Origin of the sequence: Arthrobacter sp. JSM 101049, assembly GCF_041679245.1 — a bacterium.
Lineage (GTDB): Bacteria > Actinomycetota > Actinomycetes > Actinomycetales > Micrococcaceae > Arthrobacter_H.
In genome coordinates this window covers 17,389-38,469 of sequence record NZ_JBGFFC010000002.1, presented here as the reverse complement: position 1 = coordinate 38,469, position 21,081 = coordinate 17,389, and the positions used below count along the sequence as shown (strand labels likewise).

16 protein-coding genes and 1 pseudogene are annotated in these 21,081 nt (G+C 68.6%); 16 read left to right on the top strand and 1 reads right to left on the bottom strand.

Features of this window, described 5'->3' with window-relative positions:
• Positions 1 to 7: 7 nt before the first annotated feature.
• Positions 8 to 2,542, bottom strand: coding sequence for a DEAD/DEAH box helicase (locus AB8M85_RS05330; RefSeq protein ID WP_372697752.1), 2,535 nt, complete (start codon positions 2,540 to 2,542; stop codon positions 8 to 10).
• A 265-nt stretch (positions 2,543 to 2,807) separates the two neighbouring features.
• Between AB8M85_RS05330 and AB8M85_RS05325 the strand changes: the two are divergent.
• The 16 genes and pseudogenes from AB8M85_RS05325 to tpiA all read left to right on the top strand — a co-directional run bounded on the left by AB8M85_RS05325 (position 2,808) and on the right by tpiA (position 21,080).
• A pseudogene (locus tag AB8M85_RS05325) lies at positions 2,808 to 5,293 on the top strand (molybdopterin oxidoreductase family protein).
• On the top strand, positions 5,290 to 5,751 hold the full coding sequence (locus AB8M85_RS05320; protein ID WP_372697751.1) for a hypothetical protein: 462 nt from the start codon (positions 5,290 to 5,292) through the stop codon (positions 5,749 to 5,751). Before AB8M85_RS05325 ends, AB8M85_RS05320 begins: the two are co-directional and overlap by 4 nt.
• 262 nt (positions 5,752 to 6,013) lie before the next feature.
• The gene (locus AB8M85_RS05315; protein WP_372697750.1) at positions 6,014 to 6,805 is read left to right on the top strand and encodes a trans-aconitate 2-methyltransferase; all 792 of its coding nucleotides are present in this window, start codon (positions 6,014 to 6,016) and stop codon (positions 6,803 to 6,805) included.
• Positions 6,806 to 6,912: 107 nt separating this feature from the next.
• A complete protein-coding gene (locus tag AB8M85_RS05310) occupies positions 6,913 to 7,122 on the top strand; it encodes a hypothetical protein (protein ID WP_372697749.1) in 210 nt (69 codons plus the stop codon).
• Positions 7,123 to 7,195: 73 nt separating this feature from the next.
• Positions 7,196 to 7,573 carry a GntR family transcriptional regulator gene (locus AB8M85_RS05305; RefSeq protein ID WP_372697748.1) on the top strand — a complete coding sequence of 126 codons (378 nt, stop codon included), beginning with the start codon at positions 7,196 to 7,198 and terminating at the stop codon, positions 7,571 to 7,573.
• Between the two features lie 92 nt (positions 7,574 to 7,665).
• Positions 7,666 to 10,563, top strand: a complete 2,898-nt coding sequence (uvrA, locus tag AB8M85_RS05300; protein ID WP_372698524.1) for an excinuclease ABC subunit UvrA — start codon at positions 7,666 to 7,668, stop codon at positions 10,561 to 10,563.
• Between the two features lie 102 nt (positions 10,564 to 10,665).
• A complete protein-coding gene (locus AB8M85_RS05295) occupies positions 10,666 to 11,373 on the top strand; it encodes an HAD hydrolase-like protein (protein ID WP_372698523.1) in 708 nt (235 codons plus the stop codon).
• Positions 11,374 to 12,042 (top strand): lysophospholipid acyltransferase family protein, encoded by a 669-nt coding sequence (locus AB8M85_RS05290; RefSeq protein ID WP_372697747.1) that lies wholly within the window; start codon positions 11,374 to 11,376, stop codon positions 12,040 to 12,042.
• Positions 12,043 to 12,051: 9 nt separating this feature from the next.
• Positions 12,052 to 14,037 carry an excinuclease ABC subunit UvrC gene (gene uvrC, locus AB8M85_RS05285; protein WP_372697746.1) on the top strand — a complete coding sequence of 662 codons (1,986 nt, stop codon included), beginning with the start codon at positions 12,052 to 12,054 and terminating at the stop codon, positions 14,035 to 14,037.
• 35 nt (positions 14,038 to 14,072) lie between these two features.
• Positions 14,073 to 14,966 (top strand): RNase adapter RapZ, encoded by an 894-nt coding sequence (rapZ, locus tag AB8M85_RS05280; protein ID WP_372697745.1) that lies wholly within the window; start codon positions 14,073 to 14,075, stop codon positions 14,964 to 14,966.
• Between the two features lie 5 nt (positions 14,967 to 14,971).
• Positions 14,972 to 16,033, top strand: coding sequence for a uridine diphosphate-N-acetylglucosamine-binding protein YvcK (yvcK, locus tag AB8M85_RS05275; protein WP_372697744.1), 1,062 nt, complete (start codon positions 14,972 to 14,974; stop codon positions 16,031 to 16,033).
• On the top strand, positions 16,024 to 17,004 hold the full coding sequence (whiA, locus tag AB8M85_RS05270) for a DNA-binding protein WhiA (protein WP_372697743.1): 981 nt from the start codon (positions 16,024 to 16,026) through the stop codon (positions 17,002 to 17,004). Before yvcK ends, whiA begins: the two co-directional genes overlap by 10 nt.
• Positions 17,005 to 17,098: 94 nt before the next feature.
• Entirely contained in the window at positions 17,099 to 17,728 is a 630-nt protein-coding gene (locus AB8M85_RS05265; RefSeq protein WP_372697742.1) for a superoxide dismutase, read from the top strand.
• A 263-nt stretch (positions 17,729 to 17,991) separates the two neighbouring features.
• Positions 17,992 to 19,002, top strand: a complete 1,011-nt coding sequence (gene gap, locus AB8M85_RS05260) for a type I glyceraldehyde-3-phosphate dehydrogenase (RefSeq protein ID WP_372697741.1) — start codon at positions 17,992 to 17,994, stop codon at positions 19,000 to 19,002.
• 26 nt (positions 19,003 to 19,028) lie between these two features.
• Positions 19,029 to 20,258 carry a phosphoglycerate kinase gene (pgk, locus tag AB8M85_RS05255; protein ID WP_372697740.1) on the top strand — a complete coding sequence of 410 codons (1,230 nt, stop codon included), beginning with the start codon at positions 19,029 to 19,031 and terminating at the stop codon, positions 20,256 to 20,258.
• A 6-nt stretch (positions 20,259 to 20,264) separates the two neighbouring features.
• Positions 20,265 to 21,080: a triose-phosphate isomerase gene (gene tpiA / locus AB8M85_RS05250; RefSeq protein ID WP_372697739.1), complete on the top strand. Its 816-nt coding sequence runs from the start codon at positions 20,265 to 20,267 to the stop codon at positions 21,078 to 21,080.
• Position 21,081: the final 1 nt, after the last annotated feature.

Sequence of the window (21,081 nt, the reverse complement as noted above, 5' to 3'; positions counted from 1 at the left end):
AAGGGGCTCAGCCCAACCGGCCCACTGCCGTCACGGTCACGACGGCGGTGCCCGCCTCATCCGAGTCGGCGAGGTTGACCACCGCGTCGATGCCCCAGTCGTTGTTCCCCTCCGGGTCCTTCAGGATCTGCCGGACCTTCCACTCGGTCTTGGCCGGGGTGATGATCAGCAGCTGGGGTCCGCGTGCCGCCGGGCCGTCGTCGATGTCGTCGTGTTCGTCGAAGTAGGCGTCCATGGCATCGGCCCAGGCATCTGCGTCGAACCCGCTGTGCCCGTCGAGGTTCCCGAGCACCTCGTCCTGCTCGTCGGCGAAGAGCTGCACGCGGCGGAACATCTCGTTGCGGACCATCACGCGGAAGGCCCGCTCGTTCGAGGTCAGCCGTTCCGGGGCCGGAGGGGTGATCTCCTCGCCCAGGTCGTCGGGGAGCTCGCCCTGGGAGAGCTTCTCCCATTCGTCCAGCAGCGAGGAGTCCGTCTGCCGGACCACCTCGCCGAGCCACTCGATGAGGTCCTCCAGGTCCTCGCGCAGCGCATCGCGCGGGACGGTCTGGCGCAGGGCCTTGAAGGCGTCGGTGAGGTAGCGCAGCAGGATGCCCTCGGAGCGCGCCAAGGCGTAGAACTGGATGTACTCCCCGAACGACATCGCCCGCTCGTACATGTCGCGGACGACCGATTTGGGGGAGAGCTCAAAGTCGCCCAACCACGGGGCGCCCTGCCGGTAGGTCTCGAACGCCTCGCCGAGCAGCTCGGCCAACGGCTGGGCGTAGGTGACCTCGTCGAGGGCGTTCATCCGCGCCTCGTATTCCATCCCCTCGGCCTTCATCGCCGCCACCGCCTCGCCGCGCGCCTTCTTCTCCTGGGCGTTGAGCACCTGCCGCGGCTTCTCCAGCGTCGCCTCGATGACCGAAACCACGTCCAGGGCGTAGGTGGGCGACTCGCGGTCCAGCAATTCGAGGCTGGCCATCGCGAAGGGGGAGAGCGGCTGGTTCAGCGCGAAGTTCTGCTGCAGCTCGACGGTCAGGCGCAAGAGGTTCCCATGCTCGTCCGCTTCGTCGAGCCGCTCGACGACCCCGGTGGCCAGCAGTTCGCGCAGGATGCCCAAGGCGCGGCGCAGCAGGGCGCGCTGCCGGGCCGGGGGCTCGTGGTTCTCGGTCAGCAGGGTGCGGGCCGCGGCGAACGCGTTGCCGGGACGCTGCAGCAGGTTCAGCAGCATGGAGTGGGTGACGGTGAACGAGGAGGTCAGCGGTTCGGGGGTGGAGGCCACCATCTTGTCGAACGTCTTCTCCGACCAGGAGACGAAGCCCTGCGGCGGCTTCTTCTTCACGACCTGGCGCAGCTTCTTCGAATCGTCGCCGAACTTGGCCTGGGCCTTGGTCATCGCCTTCTTGTTCTCGATGGCGAACTCGGGGGCCTGCACGACGACGGTCCCCGCAGTGTCATAGCCGGCACGCCCCGCCCGGCCCGCAATCTGGTGGAATTCGCGGGCATTCAACGGACGGGTGCGTACGCCGTCGTACTTGGACAGGGCCGTGAGCATCACGGTGCGGATCGGCACGTTGATGCCCACCCCCAGGGTGTCGGTCCCGCAGATGACCTTCAGCAGCCCCGCCTGCGCCAGCTGCTCGACGAGCCGGCGGTACTTGGGCAGCATGCCGGCGTGGTGGACGCCAATCCCGTGGCGGACCAACCTGTTCAGGGTCTTGCCGAAGCCGGTGGCGAAGCGGAAGCCCGCGATGAGCTCGGAGATCCGGTCCTTCTCCTCGCGCGTGCAGACGTTGATGCTCATCAGCGACTGGGCGCGTTCGATCGCCTCGAGCTGGCTGAAGTGGACCACGTAGACGGGGGCCTGGCTGGTGGCCAGCAGCTCCTCCATGGCCTCCTGGACCGGTTCTTCGGAGTAGTAGTAGTGCAGCGGGATGGGACGTTCCGCATGGGCGACCGTGGTGGTGCGTCGCCCGGTGCGCACGGTCAGCTCGTCCTCGAAGCGGGTGACGTCGCCCAGGGTGGCCGACATGAGCAGGAACTGCGCCTGCGGCAGTTCGAGCAGCGGGACCTGCCAGGCCCAGCCGCGCTGCGGGTCGGAGTAGAAGTGGAACTCGTCCATCACCACCGGGCCCAGATCGGCCTCGGCGCCTTCGCGCAGGGCGATGTTGGCCAGGATCTCCGCGGTGCAGCAGATGATCGGGGCGTCCTGGTTGACCGAGGAGTCCCCGGTGACCATGCCGACGTTCTCCGCGCCGAAGATCTCGCACAGGGCGAAGAACTTCTCCGAGACCAGCGCCTTGATCGGCGCCGTGTAGTAGCTGCGTTCCCCCCGGGCGAGGGCATGGAAATGCGCGGCGACGGCCACCAGCGACTTCCCGGACCCGGTCGGGGTGGCCAGGATGACGTTGTTGCCCTCGACGAGTTCCATCACCGCCTCGTCCTGCGCCGGGTAGAGCGAGATGCCGCGGTCTTCCGCCCAGGTCAGGAACGCGGAGTAGGTGGAATCGGCGGTGGCCCCGCGCGGTGGCGCGTCGGGCAGGAGCTCGGTGAGTTTCATGGTGGCTCCAGCCTATCGCCCGCGGGGCGCGGCGGCGGCGTGCACTGCCCGGTTCCCACCGCTGGAACACAGACCCCCACGGGTAGTGCGGGACGGCTTCCTGCCCGTGGAACCAGGGTGCACGGTGCGCGACGGCCGGCCGACGGCATTTTTTGGGTTCCCTGCCGCGGACTCCGACACTACCGTCGGGGATGTGAGGGCCCGCACACGACGGGCCGTCCGACATCGAACATCGCATCCCGAGGGCAAAGGCAGAGGCACGGCAATGGTTGATCGAATAGCGGACATCTGGGGAACACGGACCCCTTTCGCCCGAGGGGAACGATGGCCGGTGCGCGTCGACCAGGTCCTGGCCGAAGGGGTCGGCGAGGACGACATGGACCGGTGGGTCCAGTCGGCGTGCGTTCTGTGCAGCAACGGGTGCGGCATCGACATCGCGGTCAAGGACGAGCAGATGGTCGGGGTCCGTGGCCGGGCGGTGGACATCGTCAACCATGGTCGTCTGGGGCCGAAGGGTCTCTTTGCAAGCTGGCAGGGAGTGCGGAACAAGGACCGGCTCACCCGACCCCTGGTCCGGGAGAACGGCGAACTCGTGGAGACGGACTGGACACGGCAATGGGCCGGATCGTGGACCGGTCCAAGGAGCTGCTGGACAAGAAGGGTCCCCTCTCGCACGGCTTTTACACCTCCGGGCAGTTGTTCCTGGAGGAGTACTACGCCCTGGGCATGATCGGCAAGGCCGGCTTGGGAACCCCGCACATGGACGGCAACACCCGCTTGTGCACGGCCACCTCTGCCGCGGCCCTCAAGGAGAGCTTCGGCTTCGACGGCCAGCCCGGCAGCTACGTCGACATCGACGAGTGCGACGCCATATTCCTCTACGGCCACAACATGGCCGAGACCCAGACCGTGCTGTGGACGCGGGTGCTGGACCGGATCGCCGGCCCGGACAAGCCCAAGGTCGTGTGCGTGGACCCACGCGAAACCGAGGTCGCCCGGCACTCCGACGTGCACCTCGCGGTGCGTCCGGGCACGAACCTGGCGCTCATGCATGGCCTGATCCGGGAGTTGATCGCCCAGGGATGGATCGACGAGGACTACATCGCGTAGCACACCCTCCGGTTCGGGGATCTCGAAGCCCACATCGAGCAGTGGACGCCCGAAGCCGTCGCCGAGACCTGCGGGGTGGACGCGCAGGATGTGCGTGAGGCGGCGCGGATTTTTGGAACCTCCGAGCGCGTCCTCTCGACCGTGCTGCAGGGCTTCTACCAGTCAGCACAGGCCACGGCCTCCTCCTGCCAGGTCAACAACCTGCACCTGCTGCGCGGGCTAGTGGGGAAACCTGGCTGCGGGATCCTGCAGATGAACGGCCAACCGACCGCACAGAACACCCGCGAGGCGGGCGCGGACGGGGACCTGCCGGGTTTCCGCAACTGGTCGAACCCCGAGCACGTGCAGGAATTGGCTGACCTGTGGGACGTGGACCCGATCGTGATCCCGCACTGGGCGCCACCGACGCACGCGGCCCAGATCTTCCGCTACGTGGAACAGGGCTCGATCGGGATGCTGTGGATCTCGGCAACCAACCCTGCCGTCTCCATGCCCCAGCTGCCGCGCATCCGGGAGATCCTGGACCAGGAGGGATTGTTCCTCGTGGTCCAGGACATGTATATGACCGAGACCGCACAGTACGCCGATGTTGCCCTCCCCGCCGCGGCCTGGGGCGAAAAGACCGGGACCTTCACCAACGTCAACCGCACCGTGCACTTGTCCGAGAAGGCCGTGGAACCTCCTGGTGAGGCCCGCAGCGATCTGGACATCTTCCTCGACTATGCCCGGCGGATGGACTTCCGCACTCGGTCAGACCGCCCCTTGTTGGACTGGGCTGGCGCAGAGGACGGGTTCAACGCGTGGCGGGAATGCACCAGGGGCAGGCCCTGCGATTACACGGGGATCACCTACGACCGGTTGCGCGGGGGCAGCGGGATCCCCTGGCCGTGCAATGACGAACACCCCGATGGCACCGTCCGGCTCTACCAGGACGGGGTATTCTCCACCGACTCCGACTACAGCGAGACCTATGGCCACGACCTCATGACCGGGGCGACCGTGGGAGCACAGGCCTACCGTGCCATGGCCCCTGCCGGCCGGGCGATCTTCAAGACGGCGCCCTACCAGGGCGCACCCGAAACCCCGGACGGGGACTACCCCTTCCGCTACACCACCGGACGGACCGCCTACCACTTCCATACGCGCACCAAGACGGACCGGGCGCCGCAGCTGCACAGGGCGGCCCCGGACGCCTGGGTGGAGATGTCGGCCCGGGACGCGTCCGACCTCGGCTTGGCGGAGGGAAACATCCTGCAGGTCGAATCCCGCCGAGGGCGGATCGTCGCGCCGGTGAGGATCGGTGACGTGCGAAACGGCACGGTCTTCGCCCCGTTCCACTACGGCTACTGGGATCAGCCGGGTCGTCCCGGGGCCGGGCAACCACACCACCGGGCCGCCAATGAACTGACCATGACGGAGTGGGACCCCGTCTCGAAGCAACCGGTGCTGAAGAACGCGGCCGTTCGCGTCACCAAGATCGCGGACGCCACCGACCCGGCGCCGGCCCCCACGACCACGGCATCTCGCCCGGCCCGGCCTGGACGGGTTCCGTTGACAGTGGGTGGGGCAGCAGCCGAGGCGACCGAGACAATCGCCCCGGTGGACCCGCCGGCGGTGGCCACGAAGGAGGAGAGGTCATGAAGCTGCCCGTCTACCTGGGCCTGCTGCACACATCCGAGCAGACCTTGGCGGAGTCCTTCCGGCAGGTTGCCGAGGGGCACGGCGCCGAACCGGATGTACATTTTTTGTGCCTGTCCCTGGCAGAGCAGTGTGAGGCACACGAGAAGGCGCTGGCCCCGATCGTGGACCGCTACGGCGAGGTGACGGACGTCGACGAGCCTGAACGGCTGCACGCCGACGGCCTATCCGAGACCCGCTCCGGGCCAGTGGGTCTGCTGCGGGACCTGCAGGACCTCTACCTGCTCGCCAGTCTCGTGGACATCACCTGGACCATGGTCAAGCAGGCTGCCCAGGGCATCCGCGATAAGGACCTGCTGGATGTTCTGCAGCGCTGTGAGGCAGAGACCAAAACCCAGCTGGCTTGGTTGTCCACGCGCATGAAACAAGCAGCGCCGCAGGCCCTGATCGTCGCCGACTGATCGTCGCGGGGCGACACCAGCGGCAAGACCACAGGATCGTCCTGGGCCGGGTACCTCGGGGACTCCTCCCACAGCCGGGAACACCGCTCATCGGGCTGTGCAGTGTCGGTGCCGGCCGGCGTGCGGACAGCGGGACGATCCAGCCGCGCGGCCATCCCCGCGAGGGTGACGGACGGCTGCGTCGGGGCCTGGCGCCTCCGGGGAATGCCGGGCTGCGGGGCCAAAGCGCCTGCGGACGCAGCCGGTTGTATACGGTAGGCAGATGAAATGGAACCCCGCGAAATACGTGCAATTCGCCTCCCATCGGGATCGTCCCTTCTTCGAACTCATCGCCCGCATCGACGCGGACGCACCCCGGAAGGTCATGGACCTCGGATGCGGGCCCGGCCCGTTGACCGCTGCGCTCGCCGATAGGTGGCCGCAGGCGCAGGTAACCGGTCTGGACGCCTCCGCCGAGATGATCGCCCGTGCCGTGGCCGACCACCAGCGCCCCCACCTCGACTTCGCCGAAACCGATGCCACCGCGTGGACCCCCGAGCCGGACACCGATGTGCTGGTCAGCAATGCCATGCTGCAGTGGATCCCCGCGCACCGCGAGCTCATGGCCGGATGGCTTGACGCCCTGGCACCGGGTGCCTGGTTCGCGGCGCAGGTGCCGGGGAACTTCGGCGCGCCCTCGCATGTGCTGCTGCGCGAACTCGCCGACAGCCCGCGCTGGACCGACCGGCTCTCCGGCTTGACCTTGCGCCGGGACGCGACGGCGGACCCGGACACCTACCTGCGCCTGCTGCTCGACCACGGGTTCGACGCCGATGTCTGGGAGACGACGTACTCCCAGCTCCTGCGGGGACAGGATCCGGTACTCGAATGGGTGCGCGGCACGGCATTGCGCCCGGTGCTCTCGATTCTCCGGGAGGACGACGCCCAGGAATTCGAAAACGAGTACGCCGCACTGGTCCGGGAGGCCTATCCGCCGTTCACCGGCCCCGACGGCGACCAGCTCACGGTCTTCCCCTTCCGGCGGATTTTCATGGTCGGCCGCAAGGGCGCCTGACGTCACCGCCCCGTCCCGCGTCGACTCCAGCGGGCGGCAAGGCTTCACAGCGGGAAGCGCGACTGGTAAAGCTGGAAGCACCTGCCCCCGGACGTCAGGAGCCCGCCATGGACCCGAACCAGAACTTGCCACACGCCTACCAGAAGTACCTTGATGCCGCACCGCCGGAACAGATTGGCACCCTCCGCCCCGTCATGCTGGAGTCGGTGGCGGAGGGGGACACGGGGGTGCTGGTGCGCCTCATGGCCGCCGAGGTCCACGCGATGACCACGCGGGACGTCCCCTTCGGCGAGATCCGCGTAGAGCACCTCGAATAGGTGCCGCCCCGGGTACTCTGGTCGCGTCACCACCCGCGCCCAGGCCCCGGCCTGCCTATCCCGAGGAGCCCCCGTGAACGACGACGTCTTGGACTTTGTCGCCATCGACAAGGACACGGCAGCCAACCCCTACGACCAGGTCCGCCAACAGGTTCTCGAGGCCATTGCCTCGGGACGGCTCGTCCCGGGAACCCGTTTGCCCCCGGTCCGTGCGCTCGCCGGACGGCTCGGGGTGGCCGTGAACACGGTGGCCCGGGCGTACCGCGAGCTCGAGCAGGCCGGTGCAGTCCAGACGCGCGGCCGGCACGGGACGGTGGTCCTGGCTGCGGGGTCCGACGTCGACGGGCACCTGGCTGCCGCTGCGGCCGTGCTGGTGCGGCAGGCATGCGACTGGGGAGTCGACGAGGCCCGCACTGTTGAATTCGTGCGGGCGGCCTTCCGCGCGCAGTGAACAACGGGTCCGGCAAACCCCGGATCCGCGCCGAACACCGTACTTTAGAACGTGTGTTCGAACAAGTTTTCGACTACCATCAACACGTGGCCATTACCCCCAGCACCCTGAATTCCGAAATCGACGCGTCGTCCGTGCGCCTGCACGACCAGTCCCGCCTTCTGGTGAAGGGGGCCCGCGAGCACAACCTGCGCAACGTCGACCTGGACCTGCCCCGCGACGCGATGATCGTCTTCACCGGACTCTCCGGCTCGGGGAAGTCGTCCCTGGCGTTCGACACGATCTTCGCGGAGGGGCAGCGCCGCTACGTCGAATCGCTCTCCGCCTATGCCCGGCAGTTCCTGGGGCAGGTCGACAAACCGGACGTGGACTTCATCGAGGGGCTTTCCCCGGCCGTGTCGATCGACCAGAAGTCGACCTCGAAGAACCCCCGTTCGACGGTCGGGACGATCACCGAGATCTACGACTACATGCGCCTGCTCTGGGCACGTGTCGGCCGCCCCTACTGCCCGGTCTGCCACGAACCGGTCGCCCGGCAGACCCCGCAGGCCATCGTCGACCAGCTGCTCGAGCTCGAGGACGGGACCCGCTTCCAGGTCCTCGCCCCCGTGGTCCGCGGCCGCAAGGGCGAGTTCGTCGACCTGTTCAAGGAGCTGGCCGTCAAGGGCTATGCCCGCGCCCGGGTCGACGGCGAGACGATCCAGCTCAGCGACCCGCCGAAGCTGGGCAAGCAGTACAAGCACACGATCGAGGTCGTCATCGACCGCCTGGTGGCCAAGGACGGCATCCGCCAGCGCCTCACCGACTCGATCGAGACGGCGCTCGGCCTCGCCGACGGGCGCGTGCTCGCCGACTTCGTCGACCTCCCCGTGGACGACGACGGACGGGTCCGCGCCTTCTCCGAGCATCTGGCCTGCCCCAACGAGCACCCGCTGGCGATCGACGAAATCGAACCGCGCTCCTTCTCCTTCAACAACCCGTTCGGCGCGTGCCCGGCCTGCACCGGCATCGGCACTCGGCTCGAGGTGGACGAGGAACTCGTCGTCCCCGATCCGTCCAAGTCGCTGGCCGAAGGGGCCATCGCCCCCTGGTCGTTGGGGACCGCCACCACCGAGTACTGGAACCGGCTGCTCGCCGGCCTGGCCAAGGAACTGAAGTTCGACCTGGAAACGCCATGGCGCAAGCTCACGGACAAGCAGCGCGAGGCCATCCTCAACGGCAAGGACCACAAGGTCGTGGTCCAGTACCGCAACCGCTTCGGCCGCGAACGCAAGTACAGCACCGGCTTCGAGGGCGTCATCCAGTACATCCACCGCAAGCACGAGGAGACCGAGTCCGACCACGCCCGTGACCGGTACGAGGAGTACATGCGTCAGATCCCGTGCCCGGAGTGCAACGGCGCGCGGCTGAACCCGGCCTCGCTGTCGGTGCTCGTCAACGGGAAGTCCATTGCCGAGGTTTCCGCGATGCCGATGCGCGATTGCGCGGACTTCCTCAACGGCCTGACCCTGACCGGCCGGGAGAAGCAGATCGCCCACCAGGTCCTGATCGAGATCCAGGCGCGTCTGCGGTTCCTGCTCGATGTCGGGCTCGAATACCTCAACCTGGAACGCGCCGCCGGCACCCTCTCCGGAGGCGAGGCGCAACGCATCCGCCTGGCCACCCAGATCGGATCGGGCCTCGTGGGCGTCCTCTACGTCCTCGACGAACCCTCCATCGGCCTGCACCAGCGGGACAACCGGCGCCTCATCGAGACGCTGAACCGCCTGCGCGACCTCGGAAACACCCTCATCGTCGTCGAACACGACGAGGACACCATCCACCAGGCCGACTGGATCGTGGACATCGGTCCCGGTGCCGGCGAGCACGGGGGATCGGTGGTGCATTCGGGGTCCCTGGAGGCGCTGCTGGCCAACACCGAATCGCTGACCGGCGACTACCTGTCCGGGCGCCGGAAGATCGACCTGCCCGCCAAGCGCCGCAAGGTGGACCGCAAACGGCAGGTCACCGTCGTCGGTGCCCGCGAGAACAACCTGCAGGACCTGACCGTGAAATTCCCGCTCGGGGTGCTCACGGCGATCACCGGCGTCAGCGGTTCGGGCAAGTCCACGCTGGTCAACGACATCCTCTACAAGGTGATGGCCAACAAGCTCAACGGGGCCAAGCAGGTTGCCGGACGGCACACCCGCGTGGAGGGGCTCGACCAGCTCGACAAGGTGGTCCATGTCGACCAGAGCCCGATCGGCCGCACGCCACGGTCCAACCCCGCGACGTACACGGGAGTGTTCGACCATGTCCGCAAGCTCTTCGCCGAGACGAACGAGGCCAAGGTCCGCGGCTACCTGCCCGGCCGGTTCTCCTTCAACGTCAAGGGCGGCCGGTGCGAGGCCTGCTCCGGCGACGGGACGCTGAAGATCGAGATGAACTTCCTGCCGGACGTCTACGTCCCCTGCGAGGTCTGCCATGGGGCACGCTACAACCGCGAGACGCTCGAGGTGCACTACAAGGGCAAGTCGATCTCGGACGTGCTGCACATGCCCATCGAGGAAGCCGCGGAGTTCTTCGCGGCGTTCACCCCGATTGCCCGGCACCTCAACACGCTGGTCGACGTGGGCCTGGGCTACGTCCGGCTGGGCCAGCCGGCCACGACGTTGTCCGGTGGGGAGGCCCAGCGCGTCAAGCTGGCCTCGGAACTGCAAAAGCGCTCCAATGGACGCAGCATCTACGTGCTGGACGAGCCCACCACCGGGTTGCACTTCGAGGACATCCGCAAGCTGCTGCTCGTGCTCCAGGGACTGGTCGACAAGGGCAACACGGTCATCACCATCGAGCACAACCTGGACGTCATCAAGAGCGCCGACTGGATCATCGACCTGGGCCCCGAGGGCGGATCCGGGGGCGGGCAGGTCGTCGCGCAGGGCACGCCCGAGCAGGTCGCCCAGGTCGAGGCCAGCCACACCGGCGGATTCCTGGCCGAGATCCTGGGGTAGCCGACCGACGATCCCGAACCGCCGCGTCGCGGGTGCCCGAACATGCCCCGACGGGCATGCCTGCCGCCCTGCCGCGGTGGTTCGTGCAACAATGTTGCGGTGATGATTCCAGCCCGCGCCGTATTGTTCGACCTCGACGGCACCCTGGTCGACCCGGCAGGCGGCATCACCGGCGGCATCCTGCATGCCCTGTTCCGCCACGGGATTCGGCATCCCGGCGACGAGCACCTGGAATCCCTCGTCGGACCGCCGCTGGCCAGCGGGCTGATGACCGTCCCGGGCATGACCGAAGAGCTGCTGCCGCAGGTCATCGCCGACTACCGGGACCAGTATGCCGCCCACGGCATGGCGGCCAGCCGTGTGTACCCGGGGATCGAGGAGCTGCTCACCGCGCTACGGGCCGACGGGCGCATCCTGGCCGTCGCCACCTCCAAGCCCGAGCCGCTGGCCCGCCAACTCCTGGCGGCCAAGGGACTCGACGGTTACTTCGACTCCATCCACGGCTCGGCACCCGACGAGGTCTCCGCCCCCACGCGGACCAGCGGCAAACCGCACATCGTCGCCGCCGCCCTGCAGGCCAGCGGCAAGGGGCCGCAGGACACCATCATGGTCGGCGACCGGCTCCACGACATCGAGGGCGCCCGGGCCAACGGGCTGTCCGCCATCGGGGTCGCCTGGGGCTTCGCCGCTGACGGCGAGCTGGAAGCGGCAGGAGCTGCCGCCGTCGTGCAGTCCCCTGCGGACCTGGGCCGGCTGCTCGGTGCCGCCGGAGCCGTGGTCGGGGCGACGGCACGGGAGGGTTCGGCGTAGATGGGGATGTTCGAAGGAGTCCGCGCCGGTTTCCGTGGAACGATCCGCACGCTGTGCCGTCCCACCGTCACCGGGCTGGAGCACGTCCCCACCGAGGGGCCGTTCATCGTGGCCTCGAACCACCTTTCGTTCCTGGACAGCGTGATCATCCAGGCCATCTGCCCGCGCCCGGTGGCGTTCTTCGCCAAGGCGGAGTACTTCACCACGCCCGGCGTCAAGGGCCGGGCCATGAAGGCGTTCTTCGAGTCCGTCGGGTCCATCCCCGTCGAGCGCGGCGAACAGGCAGCCAGTGTGGCGGCCCTGGACGCGCTCGTCGACCTGCTCGAGGACGGGCAGGGCGTCGGGATCTACCCCGAGGGCACCCGCTCGCGCGACGGCAGGCTGTACCGCGGCCGGACCGGAGTGGGCTGGCTGGCCCTGTCCACCGGGGCGCCCGTGGTACCGGTCGGACTCGTCGGCACCGAACGGCTCCAGCCGGCCGGCAGCAACCGGATCACCCCGAACAAGTTCACCCTCACCGTGGGGGAGCCGCTGCAGTTCGAGCATGTGGGCCGCAAGCACCCGCTGCCGCAACGCCGCCAGGCCACCGACGCCATCGTCGACGCGATCGCCGCGATCACGGGGCAGGAACGCTCGGGCAACTACAACCAGTCGCCCTCCGCGGAGTAGCGTTAACGCATGGCCGATCCCACCAGCTACCGTCCGCGGACCGGTGAAATCCCCACCAACCCGGGCGTCTACCGCTTCCGCGACCCGCAGTCCCGCGTCATCTACGTCGGCAAGGCCAAGAACCTCAGGTCGCGGCTGAACTCCTACTTCGCCAACCCCGCGACGCTGATGCCCAAGACGCACGCCATGGTGCACACCGCCGCCAGCGTCGAGTGGACGGTCGTCGGCAGCGAGCTCGAGGCCCTGCAGCTCGAGTACACGTGGATCAAGGAATACGCCCCGCGGTTCAACATCATGTTCCGCGACGACAAGTCCTACCCCTACCTGGCGGTCACCCTGGGGGAGAAGTACCCGCGCGCCCAGGTCATGCGCGGGGACCGGCGCAAGGACGTGAAGTACTTCGGGCCGTTCTACCCCGCCAAGGCGATCCGCGAAACCCTGGACACCCTGCTGCGCGTGTTCCCCGTGCGCACCTGCAGCGCCGGCATCTTCCGCCGCGCCCAGCAGTCCGGGCGGCCCTGCTTGCTCGGCTACATCGACAAGTGCTCCGCCCCGTGCGTGGGGCGCATCAGCCCCGAGGACCACCGCAAGCTCGCCGACGAGCTCTGCCAGTTCATGGGCGGGGAGGGCACCCGGTTCATCCGCGACCTCGAGAGCCAGATGAAGGCCGCCGTTGCCGAACTCGACTACGAGCAGGCGGCCCGGCTGCGCGACGACATCGCCGCCCTGCGCCGGGTCTTCGAACGCAACGCCGTCGTGCTCTCCGAGGACACCGAGGCCGACATCTTCGCCGTCGCCGAGGACGACCTCGAGGCCGCAGTCCAGGTCTTCCACGTCCGCCAGGGCCGCATCCGCGGCCAGCGCGGCTGGGTCGTCGAGAAGGTCGAGGAGACCAACGGCCCCGAATTCATCGAACACCTGCTGCAGCAGGTCTACGGCGAGAACACCGGCGGCGACCGGATCCCGCGCGAGGTCCTGGTCCCCGTCGAACCCGAAAACCCCGAGGAACTGGCCACCTGGCTGCGCGGGCTGCGCGGGGCCGCAGTGAACCTGCGGGTGCCCCAGCGCGGCGAGAAGGCCACCCTCATGGGCACGGTGCGGGACAACGCCGAACAGTCCCTGCGCCTGCACAAGTCACGCCGCGCCGCCGACATCACCACCCGCAGCGCCGCCCTGCAGGAACTCCAGGAGGCCCTGGGCCTCCCGGTGCCGCTGATGCGCATCGAGTGCTACGACATCTCCCACGTCCAGGGCACCAACGTGGTCGCCTCCATGGTCGTCGTCGAGGACGGGCTGCCCAAGAAGTCCGACTACCGCAAGTTCTCCATCACCGGCGACGCTGCCCGCGACGACACCGCCTCGATGTACGACGTCATCACCCGCCGCTTCCGCCACTACCTCGACGACCAGGCCGCCATGGCCCCGGCCATCAGCGGCGAGATCAGCAGCGAGGAGGCCGGCGAGAAGGCCCCGCCGCGCAAATTCGCCTACCCGCCCTCCCTCGTGGTGGTCGACGGCGGCCCACCCCAGGTCGCCGGCGCCGTGCAGGCCCTGGCCGACCTGGGCATCGACGACGTCTACGTCGCCGGGCTGGCCAAGCGGCTCGAGGAGCTCTGGCTGCCCGACGACCCGTTCCCCGTCGTGCTGCCGCGCGCCTCCCACGGGCTCTACCTGCTCCAGCGCATCCGCGACGAGGCCCACCGCTTCGCCATCACCTTCCACCGGCAGAAGCGCAGCTCCGCGATGACCACCTCGCTGCTCGACGACGTCCCGGGCCTCGGCCCGGCCAAGCGCCAGGCCATCGTCAAGCACTTCGGCTCGCTCAAGCGCATGCGCGCGGCCAGCACCGAGGACTTCCAGCAGGTCAAGGGCGTCGGGCCACGCCTGGCCGCGCACCTGGCCGAGGCCCTCGCCCTGCCGCCCGCCCCCGGGGAGGGGAACGACGGCGATGCCACGCCGGCCGTGAACACCGCCACCGGGGAGCTGCTGGACTGAGGGCGACGGCCCGCGATCCCGACTAGACTCGAAGCATGAGTATCGAGCTGAGCACCGTCAAGCCCGAAGAATCAGAAATGCTGGTGGTGACCGGCATGTCCGGTGCCGGCCGGACGACGGCGGCCCACGCCCTGGAGGACCAGGGCTGGTATGTCGTGGAGAACCTCCCGCCGCAGCTGTTGCGGACCCTGACCGACCTGGTGGCCCGCAATCCCGGATCCATCCCGAAGCTGGCCGTGGTGATGGACGTGCGCAGCCGGGCCCTGTTCACCGAGCTCCGGGCCAACCTCGGCCAATTGCGTGCGGCCGGGATCAAATACCGTGTCCTGTTCCTGGACGCCAGCGACGACCTGCTCATCCGGCGGTTCGAGCAGGGCCGCCGTCCCCACCCCCTGCAGGGGGACGGGCGCATCTCCGACGGCATCGCCGCCGAACGCGAGGTCCTGCGCGAGATCAAGGACAGTGCCGAAATCGTCATCGACACCACCCCGCTGAACGTCCATGCCCTCGGCCGGTCGATCATCGAGCTTTTCTCCGACTCCGGCCCCGTGGTGCTGCGCCTGAACGTCATGAGCTTCGGCTTCAAGTACGGCCTGCCGACCGACGCCAACTTCCTGGCCGACGTCCGCTTCATCCCCAACCCGCACTGGGTACCGGCGCTGCGCCCGCACACCGGGCAGGAGACGGTCGTCAGCGACTACGTGCTCGAGGCCGAGGGCACCGCCGAGTTCATCTCGCACTACCTCGCGGCGCTCGAACCCGTGCTGGAGGGCTACCGGCGCGAAAACAAGCACTACGCCACCATCGCCATCGGCTGCACCGGCGGCAAGCACCGCTCCGTGGCCGTGGCCGAGGAGATGGCCCGGCGCCTGCGCCAGGTCCCCAAGGTCACCGTCATGGTCAACCACCGTGATCTGGGCCGGGAGTAGCAGCCGTGGCCTTCCTGACCGGCCAGATGCCGATGCTCCCGCCGCGCTCGACGGGCGAGAACGTGACGACCACGCGGGTCGCGGCCCTCGGCGGCGGCCACGGGCTCTCGGCCTCCCTCTCGGCCCTGCGCCGGCTGACGAACGACATCACCGCGATCGTCACGGTCGCTGACGACGGCGGCTCCTCCGGGCGGCTGCGCCGCGAGCTCGGTGTCCTGCCGCCGGGGGACCTGCGGATGGCCCTGGCCGCCCTGTGCGACGAATCGGACTGGGGGCGTACCTGGCGCGATGTGATGCAACACCGCTTCGCCGCGGCGGGAGACGTCGAGAGCTCGCTGGAGAACCATGCGGTGGGCAACTTGCTGATCGTGACGCTGTGGGAGCTGCTCGGCGATGCGGTCGCCGGACTGCGTTGGGCCGGGGCCCTGCTGGGGGCGCGCGGCGCCGTGCTGCCCATGAGCACCGTCCCGCTGAACATCTCCGGTGAGGTCCTGACCACCGGCGACGACGGCAAGCTGGTGCGCCGCCGGATCGAGGGCCAGGCGGAACTGGCGGCGGCCGGCAACGACACGCTGGTCAACAACGTGACCCTGGCCCCCACGGACGCCCCGGCCTGCCCCGAGGCGCTGGAGGCCATCGAACTGGCCGATTGGGTCATCCTCGGCCCTGGGTCCTGGTACACCTCGGTGCTGCCGCACCTGCTGTTGCCGGAGATCCGCGAGGCCCTGCAGAACACCCCGGCACGTCGCCTGCTGACCATGAACCTGGCCACCGATACGCAGGAGACGGCCGGCATGACTGCGGCCTCGCATCTGGACGTCATCGCGCGGTACGCTCCCGATCTGAGGATCGACGCCGTCCTGGCCGATCCGTCGTCCATCGACGACGAGCAGGCCTTCACCGCGGCGGCTCGACGGCTGGGAGCCGAGTGCTTTTTCGGTAAGGTGGCTAGTGGGCATGACCGCGCCGTCCACGAGCCGTTGCGGCTCGCGGCGGAGTACCAGGACGTCTTCGAGACGTTCGCCCGGAACCCAACGCGAAGTGAGGAAGAGAAGCCATGGCACTGACCGCTTCGGTCAAGGACGAGCTGTCCCGGCTTGATGTGAAGAAGTCCTCCGTCCGCAAGGCCGAAGTGTCGGCGACCCTGCGCTTCGCCGGCGGGCTGCACATCATCTCGGGACGCATCGTCATCGAGGCCGAGGTCGACCTGGCGGCCACGGCCCGGCGGTTGCGCCAGGCCATTGCCGAGGTCTACGGGCACAGCGCCGAGATCATCGTCGTCTCCGGTGGCGCCCTGCGCCGGGGCAGCCGCTACGTCGTCCGGGTCGTGCGCGAGGGCGAATCACTGGCGCGTCAGACCGGCCTGCTGGACGGCCGCGGCCGGCCGGTCCGTGGCCTGCCCTCGGTGATCGTCAACGGCTCGGCGGGCGACGCCGAGGCCGTGTGGCGCGGAGCCTTCCTGGCCCACGGCTCGCTGACCGAACCCGGACGCTCCTCGGCGCTCGAGGTGACCTGCCCGGGGCCCGAAGCGGCCCTGGCGCTGGTCGGGGCGGCCCGCCGGCTCGACATCGTGGCCAAGGCCCGCGAGGTGCGCGGCGTCGACCGTGTGGTCATCCGCGACGGCGACAGCATCGCGGCGCTGCTCACGCGCATGGGGGCCCACGACACACTGCTGGTGTGGGAGGAACGCCGGATGCGCAAGGAAGTCAGGGCGACCGCCAACCGGCTGGCCAACTTCGACGACGCGAACCTGCGCCGATCCGCCCAGGCGGCCGTCGCCGCCGGCGCCCGGGTCGAACGCGCCCTGGAGATCCTCGGCGACGACGTCCCGGACCACCTGCAATACGCCGGTGCCCTCCGGGTGGCGCACAAGCAGGCCAGCTTGGACGAACTGGGCCACCTGGCCGACCCGCCAATGACCAAGGACGCCATCGCCGGACGCATCCGCCGGCTGCTCGCGATGGCCGACCGACGCGCGGCGGAGCTGGGAATACCCGGCACCGAAGCGAGCGTTACAGCAGATATGCTCGACGGCTGATTTCAGCCGCTGGATTTCCGTGGCCGCGAGGCACGGGAAGCACAACCCACCAGCACGCCCGTTCCGCGGGCGTGCACCACGAATGGAGGAGATCATGGGCAAGTACGAACTTCCTGAGCTGCCATATGACTATGCTGCGCTGGAGCCAAACATTTCCGCACGCATCATGGAGCTGCACCACAGCAAGCACCACGCGGCCTACGTCGCGGGCGCGAACACCGCGCTGGAGAAGATGGAAGAAGCCCGGGCCAACGGCGACGCCGCCGGCGCCGCGAAGCTGTCCAAGGACCTGCAGTTCAACCTGGGTGGCCACATCAACCACTCGGTCTTCTGGAACAACCTCTCCCCGGAAGGCGGCGACAAGCCCGAGGGCGAGCTCGCCGCGGCCATTGACGACGCCTTCGGCTCCTTCGATGCCTTCCGCAACCAGTTCACCGCCGTCGCCACCACGATCCAGGGTTCGGGCTGGGCCATCCTGGCCTACGAGCCCATCGGCGGGAACATCGTCATCGAGCAGATGTACGACCAGCAGAACGGCGTTACCGTGGCGACCACCCCGCTGCTGATGCTGGACATGTGGGAGCACGCCTTCTACCTGGACTACGCCAACGTCAAGGCCGACTACGTCAAGGCATTCTGGAACATCGTGAACTGGGCCGACGTCGCGGCCCGCTTCGGTGCCGCACGCACGGGCGCCAAGGCACTGATCGTTCCCGGCAATTAGCCAACCAGTCCGGACCCACGGATCCGGCACAACGGGCAAGTAATATTGCTCACACATCCGACGCCGAATTGGCGTAGGATGTGCCTAACGGCTCTGGCGGGCCCCGCATCCGGTTTTCCCCGGATCGGGAGCCCGCTGGGCCGGCCGGCCAGCAGGCCGTCGACACAACGGGGTGTCCAACCACATTCACATGCCACCCCCGCGTCAACGACTCCTTACCCGGAGCACGGTGGTGGCAACCATCCGGCAAGGAGAATATTCACGTGACTACCCGTGTTGGCATCAACGGTTTCGGGCGCATCGGCCGCAACTACCTGCGCGCCGCGCTCATGAACAAGGCAGACCTCGACATCGTCGCCATCAACGACCTGGCGGACATCGAGAGCCTGGCCATGCTCCTCAAGTACGACTCGGTCCTGGGACGCCTGGCCGAGGATGTGTCGGTCGACGGGGACAGCCTCGTCGTCGGCAACCAGCGCATCCGCGTCCTCTCCGAAAAGGACCCCGCCCAGCTCGGCTGGGGGGATCTGGACGTGGACATCGCCATCGAGTCCACCGGCATCTTCACCAAGGCCGAGGGCGCCCGCAAGCACCTCGAGGCCGGAGCGAAGAAGGTCATCATCTCCGCCCCCGCCAAGGGCGAGGACATCACCATCGTGATGGGCGTCAATGACGGACAATACGATCCGCAGCAGCACGACATCATCTCCAACGCCTCCTGCACCACCAACTGCCTCGGCCCCGTGGCCAAGGTCCTCAACGACCAGTTCGGCATCGTCGACGGCCTGATGACGACTATCCACGCCTACACGGCCGACCAGAACCTGCAGGACGGCCCGCACCGCGACCCCCGCCGCGCCCGTGCCGCCGCGCTGAACATGGTCCCGACCTCGACCGGCGCCGCCAAGGCCATCGGCCTGGTGCTCCCGGAGCTCAAGGGCAAGCTCGACGGGTACGCCATGCGCGTCCCCGTCCCGACCGGTTCGGCCACCGACCTGACCGTGACCCTGGCCCGCGAGGCGTCCGTCGAGGAGGTCAACGCCGCGTTCCGCCAGGCCTCCCAGGAGGGCCCGCTGGCGCCGTACCTGAGCTACAACGAGGACCCGATCGTCTCCAGCGACATCGTTACCGACCCGCACTCGGCGATCTTCGACGCCCCGATGACGAAGGTCATCGGCAGCACCGTGAAGGTCATCGCCTGGTACGACAACGAATTCGGCTACTCCAGCCGGCTGGTGGACCTGACCGAATTCGTCGGCTCGAAGCTGGCGTAGCGGCGGCGATCCGATAGCCTGAAGCCATGACTTCCCACACTCTCGACGATCTGCTCGCCGATGGTGTCCGCGGGCGGCACGTACTGGTCCGAAGCGACCTGAACGTGCCGCTCGACGGTTCCACCGTCACTGACGACGGCCGCGTCCGTGCGTCCCTTCCCGTCCTGTCCAAACTGTCCGACGCCGGAGCCCGGGTCATCGTCATGGCCCACCTCGGACGCCCGCAGGGCACCCCGGAACCGAAGTACTCCATCCGACCCGCCGCGGACCGCCTGTCCGAACTGGCCGATTTCGACGTCAAGGTCGCCGAGGACGTCGTGGGACCCAGTGCCCGGGAGCTGGCGGCCGGCCTGGCCGACGGCGAGGTCCTGGTTCTGGAGAACGTGCGCTTCGATGCCCGCGAGACCAGCAAGGACGACGCCGAACGCGCGGCCTTCGCCGGCGAGCTGGCGGCCCTGACCGGCGAGCATGGCGCCTACGTGGACGACGCCTTTGGCGCCGTGCACCGCAAGCACGCCTCCGTCTACGACATCGCGGCCCAGCTGCCCTCCTACCAGGGCGATCTGGTCCGCACCGAGGTCGAGGTCCTGCACCAGCTCACCGAGGCACCCAAGCGGCCCTACGTCGTCGTCCTGGGCGGTTCGAAGGTTTCGGACAAGCTCGCGGTCATCGACAACCTCCTCGGACGCGCGGACCACCTGCTCATCGGCGGTGGCATGGCCTTCACGTTCCTCAAGGCGATGGGCCACGAGGTGGGCAAGTCGCTGCTGGAGGAAGACCAGCTCGACACGGTCCGCGGCTACCTGTCCCGCGCCAGGGAGGATGGATGCGACATCATCGTCCCCACCGACGTCGTCGTCGCCTCCACCTTCGGTGCCGACGCCGAGCACGAGGTCCTGCCGGCCGACGGCATCGAATCCGGGAGCTTCGGCGACACCGGACTCGGCCTGGATATCGGCCCGGCCTCGGGCGAGGCCTTCGCCAGCTACATCCGCTCGGCCAACACCGTGTTCTGGAACGGCCCCATGGGCGTCTTCGAGATCGAGGCCTTCGCCGGGGGGACGCGCGCCGTCGCCCAGGCCCTGGCCGACTCGGAAGCCTTCAGCGTCGTCGGCGGTGGCGATTCCGCGGCCGCAGTGCGCACGCTGGGCTTCGACGAGGACGATTTCGGGCACATCTCCACCGGAGGCGGCGCCAGCCTCGAATACCTGGAGGGCAAGGAATTGCCCGGCCTGACCGCACTCGAAGGGAAGTAGCCGTACATGACCACCTCCACCAACGGGCAGTTCGTCCGCACGCCGCTGATCGCCGGCAACTGGAAGATGAACATGGACCATGTCCAGGGGATCACGTTGCTGCAGAAGCTGGCGTGGACGCTCGAGGACGCCAAGCACGACTTCGGCCGGGTCGAGGTTGCCGTGTTCCCGCCCTTCACCGACCTGCGCGGCGTCCAGACGCTGGTCGCCGGCGATGACCTGCCGGTCGTCTACGGCGGCCAGGACCTCTCCCCGGAGGATTCCGGGGCCTACACCGGGGATGTCTCCGGCGCATTCCTGGCCAAGCTCGGTGCCCGGTACGTCCTGGTCGGCCACAGCGAACGCCGCAGCATCCACGGGGAGTCCGACGAACTGCTGTCCCGCAAGGTGGCCGCGGCCTACCGCCATGGCCTGGTGCCGGTGCTCTGCGTCGGCGAGGGCCTCGAGGTCCGCCAGGCCGGCAACCATGTCGAGCACACCCTGGAACAGCTGCGCGGGTCCCTCGCCGGGCTGGGCGCCGCCCAGGCCGCCAGCCTGGTCGTCGCCTACGAGCCGGTGTGGGCCATCGGCACCGGGGAAGTCGCCGGCCCGGCGGACGCCCAGGAAATGGCCTCGGCCCTGCGCAACGAACTCGCCGAACTGTACGACGCCGACACCGCCGCCGGGATCCGGCTGCTCTACGGCGGCTCCGTGAAGGCCGCGAACGCGGCAGCCATCCTGCGCGGGGCGGACGTGGACGGCCTGCTGGTCGGGGGCGCCAGCCTGGACGCCGCCGAATTTGCTAACATTGTCAGGTTCGAGCATCATCTGGTGACGGACTAGC

Bases quoted from the DNA above. Each gene is read 5' to 3' on its own strand.
- AB8M85_RS05265 (WP_372697742.1), top strand. From the start codon at position 17,099: ATGGGCAAGTACGAACTTCCTGAGCTGCCATATGACTATGCTGCGCTG.
- uvrC (WP_372697746.1), top strand. From the start codon at position 12,052: ATGGCCGATCCCACCAGCTACCGTCCGCGGACCGGTGAAATCCCCACC.
- AB8M85_RS05315 (WP_372697750.1), top strand. From the start codon at position 6,014: ATGAAATGGAACCCCGCGAAATACGTGCAATTCGCCTCCCATCGGGAT.
- rapZ (WP_372697745.1), top strand. From the start codon at position 14,073: ATGAGTATCGAGCTGAGCACCGTCAAGCCCGAAGAATCAGAAATGCTG.
- AB8M85_RS05290 (WP_372697747.1), top strand. From the start codon at position 11,374: ATGGGGATGTTCGAAGGAGTCCGCGCCGGTTTCCGTGGAACGATCCGC.
- AB8M85_RS05330 (WP_372697752.1), bottom strand. From the start codon at position 2,542: ATGAAACTCACCGAGCTCCTGCCCGACGCGCCACCGCGCGGGGCCACC.
- pgk (WP_372697740.1), top strand. From the start codon at position 19,029: ATGACTTCCCACACTCTCGACGATCTGCTCGCCGATGGTGTCCGCGGG.
- whiA (WP_372697743.1), top strand. From the start codon at position 16,024: ATGGCACTGACCGCTTCGGTCAAGGACGAGCTGTCCCGGCTTGATGTG.
- AB8M85_RS05295 (WP_372698523.1), top strand. From the start codon at position 10,666: ATGATTCCAGCCCGCGCCGTATTGTTCGACCTCGACGGCACCCTGGTC.
- tpiA (WP_372697739.1), top strand. From the start codon at position 20,265: ATGACCACCTCCACCAACGGGCAGTTCGTCCGCACGCCGCTGATCGCC.
- AB8M85_RS05310 (WP_372697749.1), top strand. From the start codon at position 6,913: ATGGACCCGAACCAGAACTTGCCACACGCCTACCAGAAGTACCTTGAT.
- AB8M85_RS05320 (WP_372697751.1), top strand. From the start codon at position 5,290: ATGAAGCTGCCCGTCTACCTGGGCCTGCTGCACACATCCGAGCAGACC.